The sequence below is a fragment of the Methanolobus sp. genome (genome assembly GCF_016278385.1).
Lineage (GTDB): Archaea > Halobacteriota > Methanosarcinia > Methanosarcinales > Methanosarcinaceae > Methanolobus.
The window spans coordinates 1-12715 of record NZ_JADQBY010000019.1 but is presented as its reverse complement, the minus strand read 5'-3'; the positions used below and the strand labels follow the sequence as shown (position 1 = coordinate 12715).

The following is a 12715-nucleotide window of genomic DNA, read 5'->3' as shown; positions in this document are numbered from 1 at the left end:
CTCACCTAAATTGAAAATGGAAGGCCTTCTATGCCATGTTTATAGAAATTAACCAGGATCTCAAGAACGTCATAGTAATCTTCAATCCCTCTTGAGCGCATTTCTTCCAGTATTTTTGCCCTGAGGAAAAGATCCTGATATATAGCCCTCTTGTCCTCATAACCAAGCTTTGTAGCTATTTTATCCTCCAGAATGTAACTGTTGTTTAGACCTCGGAACTTATGCACATCAGTATCCGGTTCCCACTGAAAAACAGCTCTTGTGGCGACGCCACCGATTTCTTCATAATAGCCTTCTATCTCTTCAATTGCAAGGGCACGCCTTAGAAATTTACCTTTACGGTAGACAGCTGAAAGAATCATTGCAATATTCAGGTTATCTATGAAAGTTACAGGCACATTTATAGGATCAGCTGTAAGACGCTGAATCATCTTTGAAACTGCAGATGCGTGGAATGTTGCAAGTACAGGGTGTCCTGTCTGCATACCCTGGAAAGCTACATTACCTTCAGCTCCTCGAATTTCACCTACAATGATGTAGTTTGGCCTTGAACGAAGAGCAGCCTTAAGAAGGGCGAATGTATCTACCCTAGACTCAGGTGGACCTTCCTCACGAGTGATCAACTGCTGCCATACAGGTTGAGGTGGCTGAACTTCAGCTGTGTCCTCTGCAGAAAATACCTTTGCCCTCGGATTGACAAAAGCAAGACATGCGTTTAGCATCGTAGTCTTGCCACTTGCCGTTTCACCACTAAAGAATATACTCATTCCATTTTCAAGACACATCCACATGTAAGCTGCCATTTCTGCACTCAATGCGCCCCAATTAATAAGCTGGATAATACTTACAGGAACTTCACTAAACTTACGCATTGTGAAACTGCTACCACGCTTGCTGACATCTATAGGATAAATAATATTTATACGAGAACCATCCGGCAGTGCACCGTCAGCAATTGGCCTGGCATCACTCACAGGACGGCCTATACGCTCACTCATACTACGAAGCCAGTTATCCAGACCCTGCTCATCCCCAAATGTAAGATCAGTTTTGATCGTATCAAATATCTTATGGACGATAAAGATATTGTCAACTCCGATACTACTGATATCTTCAAGATAGGGATCTCTGATAATAGGCTCGATAGGACCGGAACCAATAATATCCCTTTCTATGTGGTAAAGGAGCTTGTTATACTCCCCCTGAGTCAAAGGAACCTTTTTCTGCACAGGAATAAACTTCTGGATAAATTTAAATTTACCGCTGCTCTCTTCATCTACTTTACCACCTGCACCGACATCAACCGATGAATTAAGTAATTTAGTAATAAGATCTTTTAGTTCGGCCTCTGTATCCGGAACGGGTTCATTTGCTGATTTTTCAAGAACAATGTCCAAAATTGTACGGTACTTTAATTTTTCAGTGCTATTGAGTTCAGGCTCTATACCATAGTAGTTAACCTCTCCAAGTTCGGGAGTGCCATAAAGATGAACAAATACAGGATCACCCACAGGCAAGATGATATTTACATTTTCCCGATCGATATCCTTTGAAAGACTTACCATAAAAGTTGGTTCATCTGTTCCGGTCCCCTGCATGAATTTCTTTACATATTCCCCAAGATGTGGGTTTCTCTGTATAGCTTTCTGAAATTCCGGATCCATCTAACCACTCTTTTAACTTATGATACTGAAGCAATTTCTACTACCAGACCTACCTTTGGTTCTATCCTGAAACCTATCATCTGCCCTACCGGACCTTTGGCGCCTGTAAACTTGTTTACAAGAATAGTCCTTTTAACTTCACTTCCAAGTGGTTTTGACTTTAGGGTGATGTAAACATCACATGAAGAGCGGAACATGGATGCAATCTCTTCACTCAGTTGATTGGGTTCTATTGTCAGTATGATGACTTTACCCATTCCATTTAGCTTCTTAAAAAAAGATATCAATTCAAGGCTTTTTTCTGTATTTGCACTATATTTTATCAAAGAAGAAATAGTATCGATAATTATTACATTCTTTTCAAAAAGTTCTTCTGCTGCCATTAACCTTTCAATGAAATCAAAACGTGATTTGGCAGCCTGTACCAGAGGAATTACCGGAATGTACAATAGCATGCCATTTAGCAAGTAGGCGGCAATAGGGTAATCCATGGAATACATTTGATTGATAAATCCTTTTGTTGTCATCTGGGTGGAAACTAAAGTCACACTCACAGCATTTTCATTCAATCCAAATGCAAGGCGCTGGGTAATGGAACTTTTTCCACCCCCACCCCCACCTTCTATTACTACTAACGAACCGGCAGGAAAACCTCCGCCTAATTTCGAATTAAGATCATCCCTTGGAATCTCAAATGCATTTATCTTTGCCATTTTTACCTCAAATTACGTTTTAAAACTCATTGCACCTGATTTACCATTTTCAGCTGCAACAAGTATCCTATGATCACCGGATTCAAGTGGTGAAGGGGTTGTAGTAGTATTTAGGGTAAGAACATCACCGGGACGCCATACAACATCACCATCAACAAGACTAATATCAACATCATCAGGTTCTATAAGGATACCATCAACAAGAATAGTCACATATTCCGGTGTCAATTCTGTTTTACCGGTATTTTTTGCATAGAATATATATTTTTTATTTGTACTATCAAAAGGGATGATCTCAGGATCATTTACGATTGTAATATCTGTCCTTAGCTGCTCCGAAAGAAACTTGCTGCTTGCACCTGATGAAGATATCAGTGACTGGACATCGGCAGATACAAAAGCAACAACACTAATAGCCAGTATTATAGCGGCTATGAAAAATATCATGTGCGTAATAGCGGTATCCGCGCTTGTATTTTCCAGTAGGTTATTTCTGTCCGTTCTTAGCATGCTTTTCATGTTTTTCTGCCAGTCCTTATAAATTGAATTAACATCGTATTATATATTTATTAGTATATAAAGATGCTATTCAGATTAAACAAGATATGCATCATAAGCAGAAATGCCATTTTCTGTGACAACCTTGACACGATGCATCCCAAGACCTGAAAGACCTGTAATCGTCAGGTTCCTTGTCTGTACAGGAGTCCATGTAACAGCACTATCGCTATATGAATATGGTTCCAGATTTCCGTCTACAAGAACATTTAACTTATCAAAACGTACCGCTTCACTGCCTGTGTTAGAAAGAGTTAAAGTTAAATTGTAATTACTCCCGGAAATATCAGGTATGGAGTCATCTACTTCAATATCTGTCTGAAGCTTGATATGTTGCATTTGATACTGCTCTGCTGAGGCATCACTGACTACTTCATTGGAAGCACTCATCATTGTGTAAGAGAAGGTACCCAGAAGGACTGCAGATATGAAAAAAATAACTGCAACTACAGATAACTCAAATCCCATAAAGTTCCTCCAAACCGTGCTTTACCTTTGCCATTTCCCTGTCAATTGAACTTAGCATGTTCCTGTCGATCTTGCGTCCTGACAGCCTTTCTATGAAAAGGAGGGATTTTGTATGATCTTCGGGAAGGAGGCGCCATGTAGGTTTTTCCACATAATAATCGATACCACGGGCATAAGCCATAATCTCAGACATCACGGCTTCATTTATCCAGCCAATATCAACGTAATAATCAAGTGCATCCATCAGGTTGTTTCTTCCAACGCGTTCCATGAGGAATTCAATCCAGTTGAGCAGCACAACCACACTAGTAGGATCTGCCCTTATACATTCCAGCCTCACCACGGGAACTGAAGCCTTTTTAGGGATAATGGCGGTATCATTACCATCTTCTACTTCAGATTCTTTATCATTGGAAAGTGTTCTTTCATCCTTTATTGTGCCATTGACAGCTACAGGTCTTTTTTCCAGGTCATCAAGACGAGAAGAAATAATACCTGTTGTTTCAGCCAGATCAACAATGTTCTGGTCAAGAATACCTGTTTTAGAGAACAATGCTTCTGAACTGGAGGATAACTTTTCAATGCTTTCATGCATCATTATCATTGCATCTGCAAAGGCATCCATCTTTGACTCAAGATTCTGCATTCGGGATTCTGCTTCTGCAGAGATACCATGAGGCATGCTTAATTTCTGAGCAGCTGCATCAAAATCATTTTTCATGAGGAACAGCATGTCACCCATTTCTGTAATCCTTTTATCTGTTTTGTCAAACCGCTCTATTGTGGCACGTGAAGCAACATCATCGCCTACAAAAGGATTGACCTGGTTGGATACAATTTCATAAAGAGATAATAATTCAAGAATACTCTGATCTATTTTATCTACAGTTTTTCTGACCTCTTCATTTTCCTTCTGGACCATGCTAAGAGTTACATCTGCTTTTGAAAGCTTGGTCTCAACATCCTTTATTTTTTTTCTGGTTTCCTCTATCATCTCATTGTTCACAGATGATTGCTGAGAGTCAGCGCCAGAAGGATTTCCCGGAGGAGACATGCCAGGAGGAAATTGAGGAACTCCAGATGCACCTGGAGCAGTTTGCATCCCCGGAGGACCTGACGGTGGTGCCGGAGGGAATCCTGCGGATAGATCCGGAACTGAACCAAAATCAGGAATTCCCTGAAGAAAAGGAGGGGTACCTGAATCGAATGGGGAGTCAGCTCCCTTTTTTTTGTCCTTCTTTGAAAGAACAGAAGTCATCTTTTTTATTTTATCGCTAAATCCGGCCATGATTCCACTGGTGATGATTATATTATGAGATAGAAATATCTATACTACATCACATTATACCCTTAATAATATATATAAATTATGAATAAAATCGTTGCTGGCGTTTTCCTTTAGAATAGCGAATCAGATTAATTTAAATCATTTATCAGACTTTACATAATTGATTCATTTGGCACGCAAGAAAATATTCAAAACCGAAATGATATCCGACAAGGACGGAATCAGATTTGCAACCCCTGAACCTGTTGCAGAATACAGGGCAAAAAGATTACAATGCAGAGTGATTGCTGATATCAGCTGTGGCATCGGTGGCCAGGCTATATATTTTGCACAAAAATGTGATTTTGTTTATGCAATTGAAATTGACCCTAAAAAAATAGAATACGCAAGGAAGAATGCAAAAATAATTGGAGTCGATAATATTGAATTCATACCCGGTGATTCACTTTCACCCGATGTAATCGCAAAATTACCGAACCTTGATGTTGTTTTTTCAGATCCTGCAAGACCCCCGGCAGAAAAAGAAAGAAGCATTGAAAACCTGAGTCCTTCAATACCGGAAGTAATGAAGGCATATGCATATAAAAGCTCAAATTTCGCATTCGAAGCACCACCTCAGTTATCACCTGAAAAAATACCTTTTGACTGTGAAAAAGAGTATATGTCCCTTGAAGGGAAACTGAACCGCCTGAATCTGTATTTTGGTGACCTGAAGAAAACTGATATCTCTGCTGTTGTTCTGCCAGGTGACGCAATTATTCGTAAAAAAAATACAACCATAAATATAGAGAGAACTGCTAAACCCGGACTTTATGCCTATGAGCCAGAAGAATGCATTACTAAAGCAGGCCTTCTTGAACAACTTACAGCATATTTCAAAAATGATGCACCTAATACCAATATATTTGAGATCGATGAAAAAAGAGTGTTGATAAGCTCTGACAAAGCACTCGAATGTAAATTGTTTAAGAATAGCTACAAAGTAGCGAAGGTAATGGAGTTTGATATCGAAATGGTAAACTCATACCTGAAGCAGAACTCATTTGGCAAAGTAATTATCAGGGCATCAATTGAACCTGAAAGATATTGGAATATCCGAAATACTCTTGAAAAAGAGCTTTCAGGAGAAAGGAAGGCACATCTTTTTGTAAAGGAAAATAATGCAATAATATGTGAAGTGCTGGATTATTGAAATTCCATTTCCAGCAATTCCCTTGTTCTTTTTATGAGTTCTTTCCTGCTGAAAGGTTTTGTAATATAGTCATCTGCCTTCAACACATGCAGACCAAGCATCTTATCAAATTCCTGACTTTTCACAGTAAGCATGGCTACAGGCAAACACGGCTGTAGTTCCTTTATTTTATGAAATGTTTCCCAGCCATTCATATCAGGCATCATTATATCAAGCAAAATAGCATCCGGTTTTTCTTTGTCAATGGACTCAAGACACTCAAAACCGCTTTTTGCCCCGACAACCTCCATATTTTCAGATTGAAGGATTAATTTCACAAGGTCAATTGTATCTGGTTCATCGTCCACTATCATAATTTTAGGATACATAATTGTTTAACAGCTCCTGAAAATGGATTTACGCCATTATAATATATAAATATATATATCCCACCAGAACATATTATTCATCGTCGGCCCAACCAAGTCGCCTCATAACCATCTTAATCCTTGCCTTGACCTCACGCTTGTCAAATGGCTTGGAAATATAATCATCTATGCCAAGTTCCATGCCCCTTACTTTATCTTCTATAGCAGTCTTGGCAGAGATCATTATAACAGGAATGTCACTTGCAGACTTACTCTCTTTTAGATGTTCTACGACTTCATAACCATCCATATCCGGCATCATTATGTCAAGAAGAATAAGATCAGGCAATTCCTTAAGAGTAAGATCTATTGCCTGTTCCCCATTATGAGCCACCAGAAAATCATATGGCTCGCTTATAAGAGAAAGTTTTAGTAATTCTGGAATATCCGGCTCATCATCTACAATCAGTATTTTCAAGCGGTCTCTTTTTGTCTTCCTCTGCATGGGTTCAAATTCAATGGAACCACCTTCAACAGAGTACCTGAAATCAAAATCATTCAGACCGATTTCTGTATGTATCTCTCCAACATTGGTAATCTCAATAACAACATCAAAAAAGGAAGTTATAAGAACTTCAGATTCAGAAGGCAGAATGTTTTTAGAAAGCACCGAAAGAATACTCCCTTCGTTTTCAGCGACCTTCTTTTCGATGAATTTAATAAAATTCTCTACCACCTGCATTGTATCGCTCGCCAGCACATTCATGTTATCTACGATAAGCAGGGAGTGCGGGCTATTCTGAAAGATGTTAGATATATGCGAAGCCATTTTAGTATAGTCGGCTACCGAACTACAATAAAAGGTATCATCGTAATGTTGTTTCCCTGATGCATCGATATCAATGAAATACATCTGTCCAGAAGTATTGATATCAAAACCAAAATCTTTAAAACGAGTAAGAACCTTATCCCGAGAAGCACTCAGGCACAACCATACTATTGTCCGATCTGATTCTTCTTTTAGTATATTTGATACATAAAAATATACTAACCGCTCAATAAAGCTGTCAACCGGAGCAAGGAACAATGCATTCTTGTGGACCAATTCATTCCGGAGAGTAGAAAGGATTTCCTGTGTTTGATCATTCATTGACAAGTACCTTTTAATTTTGTTTACCAAATATTATTAGTTTTATTTTCTTATTAAGTTTTGGGCAGAAAATATACTTGCGGCACGAAATAGCCCTTATTTCATAGGAATCAGGTTGACCTGAGGATAGCCGGAAACAAATTCCATCTTTACTTCAAAAGCACCAGTTTTAGGAACAACACCATACATAACAAGTGTCCTGTCAACATTTTCAAATTTCCAGTGGGTTGTGGCCATATGTGCAACTGATTCTGTAATCCTCTGCCCATACTTTGAAACTGCAAGAACAATGTTCTCTGTGGTCTTTGTTATGGATGCCATCTGCCCGATTATGGATCCGATGTTCTCCCATCCATAATTATACTCCATACTATCAAGACCGATATAATCAAGAATTGGCGAACCATACTGATGCATCATATCATTTTTGATCTTATGGAATACGTCCATATCTTTATAAACATTCCCTGAAAATGGTTCAATGTAGGTAGGTATCCTCCCTTTCAGGTCGCGTATTTCAAAACCCATGAACTGTCCATGAAAATGATTATCACCTGTAAAAGGAAATATCATTCGCTTTTCAGTTTCAACGCTCGTGCCTTCAGTAGGCATACTCAGAAGGGGCCTGCCCATATTCAGGTGATTGATGAATGTAGGCAAAAGTAAACTATAGAACGAGTCGCCCACCCCACTTGTGATTTCAAACAGATTGAAGCTTCCCTTCTGATAACCGCCACCCAGGATAGCATCAAAATCCATGATACCAGTTGAGACCTTACTTTCAATAGGATCCGGTAAAGGTGGCGGAACCTGTGTTTGTTCGGGATATGATACTTGAAATGGTTCAAAGCAGGTGAATTCGCCGCCATCAAGAGTAAAAGGATATCTTGACTGAGACAGCTCCACACCTCGCATCTTCAAGAGTTTTATCTTTCTTATATCACTATCAGATATATCCGATATTTCAAGGAAAACCACACCATCCACAAGGTAATCAAGAGATGTTACATCTGTCTGCTCAGTGATCATAATAAGATCTGCATTTACCTTTCTTGAGAAATCAAATAGCAAACGCTCAAGTTCGAATTTGTTAGATTCCCAGTCTGCAGACCTTGTTGTAGCAATACTTAAAGAGTCAATTGAGTCCACAACTATAATTGGTTTGGTCTCACTTGATTCCCATATCACTTTTATGCGGGATGCAAGCATCCTGAGGAAATCCTCATTATTGGTGAAATCCCCTTCTATCCAGGGGTATTTCCCATATTCAGAGGATTTATCGATACGTGGAGAGATATAGATACAATTGCCCTCTGAACATATCTCATCAAGTATCCCAAAGACAAAGGTAGTCTTTCCAGTCCCAGGCTTCCCTTTTACCAGAAGGGACTTCCCAAACTGGGATGAAAAGAACTCTTTAACCTCACCAGGTATCATTTCAATTCCTCATATTACTTATTTATTAGTTGCTTATCTGCTCTTCAAGGAGGTTGCGCCCAACTTCAAGGGCCTCATCGATCTTGTCGACATCTACACCGCCACCGCGGGCCATGCCCGGCTTACCGCCGCCACCGCCGCCAACTATTTCAGACATTTTCCTTACAAGTTTCCCTGCGTCTGCACCGGCTTTCAATGAATCGACTCCTGCAGCCCCTGCAATTTTAACGCCTGCAGAATCACTTGCCAGAAGTACAACAATATCTTTGTTAGTTGCCAGTTCACCGGCAATCTTCACAAGTTCATCAATGTCAGCGTTAGGAACAACTGCAGCCACAAGGCGCACGTCGCCAATATTTACTGCTTCGTTGGCCATCTGCATGACATGAACATGAGCAAGATCTTCTTTCAGCCTCTGGTTTTCTTTCTTGAATTCCTTCCATTCGTTAAAGAAACGTTCTATTGTTGAGGGAAGATGCTCCGGTCTGACACGTAATGCGTCAGCAGACTGACTGAGATATGATTCCATTTGCTGCATTGCCCTGACTGCGGCAAGACCTGCAGCATACTCTATGCGCTCAACACCATCCTGGATGCGTTCGGTCTTCAGCATCTTGATCGGGCCTACAAGACCAGTGTTCACACAATGAGTACCAGCGCATGCTTCGATATCATCAGCCACTTTCAATACACGGATAATACTTCCAGGAGGAACTCCACCCTGATAGAGTCCAAAGCCATATTTTTTCTCGGCTTCTATCCTGTCCATCCACTCAGCAGTCACGCGCTGGTTCTCCATAACCGTACGATTGGCAATAAGCTCGATCTGGTTAAGTTCTTCCTGGGAGATACGCTTATAGTGAGATATATCAAGACGGGCTTTGTCCACAAACTTCTGGGCACCTGCCTGCCACACATGGTCACCGAGCACTTTACGTGCCGCATCATTAACAATGTGAGTTGCTGTATGATGGCATGCATGGGCCATACGGCGCTCCTCATTAACCTTTCCGAATGCCATATCACCTTTACGGATATGGGATTCATCCTTTATTTCATCAAGAATGTGAACAACCACCCCCCCGACTGCCTGAACATCTATAACTTTATGGACAACATCCTCAACAGTGATAGTACCATGATCAGCAGGCTGTCCACCTCCTTCAGGGTAGAAGAATGTACTATCCAGAACCAGATGATTATCGAAAATATCAAGGACAACTGACTCAAAGTTCATCCTTGTAGGTTCATCATAGAATAACTTCTTTGTTTTTGGAAGCTTTGAAACTCTTTCTGCATAAGGGAATACTTTGACTTCTTTTTCCTCTGCTTTACTATGCCCTTCAGCAACAAGGGAATAGAAGTTGTCAGGAAGATCTACATCCACACCAACTTCAGAAGCTGCCTGTTTAGAAATTTCAGGCGGAATCCCATGACTGTCATACATTTCAATAAGAGTGTCAAGAGGAATCTTTTCACCTGCTTCTTTGTAGTGCTTTGCAGACTTCTGGATCATACGCTTTCCACGCTCCAGCGTATCTGCAAACTTGCGTTCTTCGTGGTAGAGTATGTCCTCAATAACATCAAGCTTTTCCTGGAATTCAGGATACTCAGGAAGGTTATGGGCATGCATCTTTACGATATCCGATAAAGGTATAGTTATTCCCATGTCCTTCATCATTCTCAAAGTGCGGCGCAGGACTAGTCTTGCAAGGTATCCAGCTTTCACATTGGAAGGGATGACACCATCTGCAAGCATGAATGTAAGGCAGCGGGTGTGGTCAGTTATCGCATATATGGTTTCTACAGGCTCCATTATGGAAGAAAGCTTTTCCACTGTAGTCCCAATACTGAAAGCGACCTGTTTTCTGAGTTCGAAAAGATTGGCCTTTTCGCTTACATCCATAAGACCTGCAAGACGGGCATTCTGGGATAGGATATTGGCATATTCGGAATTGTCAAGTTCATGTTCAATGCCTGCAAGATTCATGAGCTCGTTCACAATGTTTGGGAACACGGCATCATATATAGTAGGTGAGCCTTTCGACGCCCATACGAATCTCTCCAGGCCATACCCTGTGTCCACGATATAATTGTCCATCTTTTGATAGTTTTCGCCCTTGATCACGATTTCGCCATCTTTTGACTGCTTTAGGTCCATAAACACAAGAGTTGCAATTTCAAGTCCACCAACGAGCACTTCGACACATGGTCCGGCGTTTCCGCCACCTGCCCAAGGCTCCTCTTTATAGGTGACAGCCATGGGATCAACACCTAGCGAATTTAGAAGCTCATCGCATAACTCAACTGTGCGATCCTTCCAGTATAGTTCCTCGTCCTTCTTGTTGAAAGCATGGTGTGCCATCATTTCAAAAGTAGTAAGATGGCGACCGCTTCTACCTACCGCATCAAGATCAGACAGGCGTATGCATGGCTGGGAGATGGTCAAAGGGTTGGCGGGTGGTGGTACCTGCCCTGACGTGACGAACGGCTGAAAATCAGCTATTGAAGCTATTGTTAGATATATATCATCTCGCCACCTTGCGATTACAGGATACCTTTCAAGTTTTGTATGACCCCTTTCCTCAAAGAAATTCAGGAAATATTCCCTCATTTCAGCGAGGTCGAACGTTTTCTTAAAAACAGGATTGCCAATAAAAGAGTACGGATCACATGGAGCATCTCCACATGTAGCTCTTTCAGTATCACGTGTCCAAAAATGGCTTCCACATTTGGAGCACTGTTTACGAACAAATCCGTTCTCAGAGAAAAAATCAAGCTGATACTCGTCTTCAAGCATAATTATTCCAACTGGATATTGTTTAAGTCTAATTTATTCTTCCATCTATCGCATCAATGATTAAAAACGTTTCTTATTCCTAGCTACCTTCATGCTTTGGATATGTTGGCTATATATAACTCATTATATAAATATACATGCACATAATTCCTAATGATATTGTTTGTCGACAAATCACGATTATTAAAACGTCTATTTTGTGAACATGAAATAGATTATACGTGTACATTCACAGTAAAATCAATACATTAGGTTTAAATGTATGACCATGAAGTGATTATAATGGTGATGATCGATGGAATCAATGCGTTATATGTCATTAGTATTCAGAGGGCTTGTAGAAGAATATAATAACACAGGTGTCAGACCATCCGTATTTATGGATACTGGCGGCAACCTGCAGGTATATCTCTGTGATTCAATAAACGATGAAATGGAAGAACATTATGGAATTGATGTACAGAGAGAATATGATGTGAATGGTGGACAGTTCAGCCAGGCATACATTATGAATAAGCCATTTTCTACTGAGACACTCAGACATAATTTTGGAAATGAGGCATACATAAACCAGTAAACAAATGACAAAAAGTTCCAATCATACAAGTAGGGCCTGCCAGGACGAAAACTATACGGGAAAAGGGAACATGCACCTACATACAACCTACAGGTGAAAAACAATGCACATATCAAACCTGCCCGGACTTGACAAATGGCTTAAAATCAGCAATCGAAGCTCTGCCAGATATATGCCATCCAGACGCTTGCAAATCCATGATACTTTTCTATTCTGTGAATCCTTTTTTCAATAAATTCAAGTAATGGTCCTCCATTTCTGCAAGATTTAACTTTTTGTTTAAAGCAGAGTTCAACAAAAAAGTATAATCACATTGTGTACCCACACAAGTAACTCTGTCAGTACCCTTATCCAGAAACGAGCTACACAGTTGAGAGTACTTTATTAAAAATTCACACTTAAGAAGAAGATGTAGCTTGCTACTTATTTATAACATAGCTACTCCAACCGGATGAGTGTTTTATTCTGAGCCTATTTCAAAACGTCTCTTGAATCTTTTTCCAACACAACATAAAACATGC

11 protein-coding genes are annotated in these 12715 nt (G+C 40.2%); 2 read left to right on the top strand and 9 right to left on the bottom strand.

Annotated features, from left to right (window positions below; translation table 11 throughout):
• Positions 1-5: 5 nt before the first annotated feature.
• From QZZ23_RS08260 to QZZ23_RS08240, 5 genes are all read right to left on the bottom strand, one after another.
• A complete protein-coding gene (locus QZZ23_RS08260; protein WP_292468772.1) occupies positions 6-1664 on the bottom strand; it encodes a type II/IV secretion system ATPase subunit in 1659 nt (552 codons plus the stop codon).
• 17 nt (positions 1665-1681) lie between these two features.
• Positions 1682-2377 carry an ATPase domain-containing protein gene (locus QZZ23_RS08255; RefSeq protein WP_292468770.1) on the bottom strand — a complete coding sequence of 232 codons (696 nt, stop codon included), beginning with the start codon at positions 2375-2377 and terminating at the stop codon, positions 1682-1684.
• Positions 2378-2389: 12 nt separating this feature from the next.
• Positions 2390-2887 carry a flagellar protein G gene (locus QZZ23_RS08250; RefSeq protein ID WP_292468766.1) on the bottom strand — a complete coding sequence of 166 codons (498 nt, stop codon included), beginning with the start codon at positions 2885-2887 and terminating at the stop codon, positions 2390-2392.
• An 84-nt stretch (positions 2888-2971) separates the two neighbouring features.
• On the bottom strand, positions 2972-3403 hold the full coding sequence (locus tag QZZ23_RS08245; RefSeq protein ID WP_292468764.1) for a hypothetical protein: 432 nt from the start codon (positions 3401-3403) through the stop codon (positions 2972-2974).
• The gene (locus QZZ23_RS08240; protein ID WP_292468761.1) at positions 3393-4691 is read right to left on the bottom strand and encodes a FlaD/FlaE family flagellar protein; all 1299 of its coding nucleotides are present in this window, start codon (positions 4689-4691) and stop codon (positions 3393-3395) included. Before QZZ23_RS08240 ends, QZZ23_RS08245 begins: the two co-directional genes overlap by 11 nt.
• Positions 4692-4860: 169 nt before the next feature.
• On the opposite strand from QZZ23_RS08240, the gene QZZ23_RS08235 reads away from it, so the two are divergent.
• Positions 4861-5883, top strand: coding sequence for a methyltransferase domain-containing protein (locus QZZ23_RS08235; RefSeq protein WP_292468759.1), 1023 nt, complete (start codon positions 4861-4863; stop codon positions 5881-5883).
• Here QZZ23_RS08235 and QZZ23_RS08230 read toward each other — a convergent pair.
• From QZZ23_RS08230 to alaS, 4 genes are all read right to left on the bottom strand, one after another.
• Positions 5877-6251 (bottom strand): response regulator, encoded by a 375-nt coding sequence (locus tag QZZ23_RS08230; RefSeq protein WP_292468756.1) that lies wholly within the window; start codon positions 6249-6251, stop codon positions 5877-5879. The two genes, QZZ23_RS08235 and QZZ23_RS08230, sit on opposite strands and share 7 nt — an antisense overlap.
• Before the next feature lie 73 nt (positions 6252-6324).
• A complete protein-coding gene (locus tag QZZ23_RS08225; RefSeq protein WP_292468754.1) occupies positions 6325-7380 on the bottom strand; it encodes a response regulator in 1056 nt (351 codons plus the stop codon).
• Between the two features lie 96 nt (positions 7381-7476).
• Positions 7477-8817 carry a gas vesicle protein GvpD P-loop domain-containing protein gene (gene gvpD / locus QZZ23_RS08220; protein WP_292468751.1) on the bottom strand — a complete coding sequence of 447 codons (1341 nt, stop codon included), beginning with the start codon at positions 8815-8817 and terminating at the stop codon, positions 7477-7479.
• Positions 8818-8842: 25 nt separating this feature from the next.
• Positions 8843-11617: an alanine--tRNA ligase gene (gene alaS / locus QZZ23_RS08215; protein WP_292468747.1), complete on the bottom strand. Its 2775-nt coding sequence runs from the start codon at positions 11615-11617 to the stop codon at positions 8843-8845.
• 295 nt (positions 11618-11912) lie between these two features.
• On the opposite strand from alaS, the gene QZZ23_RS08210 reads away from it, so the two are divergent.
• A complete protein-coding gene (locus QZZ23_RS08210) occupies positions 11913-12194 on the top strand; it encodes a hypothetical protein (RefSeq protein WP_292468744.1) in 282 nt (93 codons plus the stop codon).
• Positions 12195-12715: the final 521 nt, after the last annotated feature.

Bases quoted from the DNA above. Each gene is read 5' to 3' on its own strand.
- QZZ23_RS08260 (WP_292468772.1), bottom strand. From the start codon at position 1,664: ATGGATCCGGAATTTCAGAAAGCTATACAGAGAAACCCACATCTTGGG.
- QZZ23_RS08255 (WP_292468770.1), bottom strand. From the start codon at position 2,377: ATGGCAAAGATAAATGCATTTGAGATTCCAAGGGATGATCTTAATTCG.
- QZZ23_RS08250 (WP_292468766.1), bottom strand. From the start codon at position 2,887: ATGCTAAGAACGGACAGAAATAACCTACTGGAAAATACAAGCGCGGAT.
- QZZ23_RS08245 (WP_292468764.1), bottom strand. From the start codon at position 3,403: ATGGGATTTGAGTTATCTGTAGTTGCAGTTATTTTTTTCATATCTGCA.
- QZZ23_RS08240 (WP_292468761.1), bottom strand. From the start codon at position 4,691: ATGGCCGGATTTAGCGATAAAATAAAAAAGATGACTTCTGTTCTTTCA.
- QZZ23_RS08230 (WP_292468756.1), bottom strand. From the start codon at position 6,251: ATGTATCCTAAAATTATGATAGTGGACGATGAACCAGATACAATTGAC.
- QZZ23_RS08225 (WP_292468754.1), bottom strand. From the start codon at position 7,380: ATGAATGATCAAACACAGGAAATCCTTTCTACTCTCCGGAATGAATTG.
- gvpD (WP_292468751.1), bottom strand. From the start codon at position 8,817: ATGATACCTGGTGAGGTTAAAGAGTTCTTTTCATCCCAGTTTGGGAAG.
- alaS (WP_292468747.1), bottom strand. From the start codon at position 11,617: ATGCTTGAAGACGAGTATCAGCTTGATTTTTTCTCTGAGAACGGATTT.
- QZZ23_RS08210 (WP_292468744.1), top strand. From the start codon at position 11,913: ATGGAATCAATGCGTTATATGTCATTAGTATTCAGAGGGCTTGTAGAA.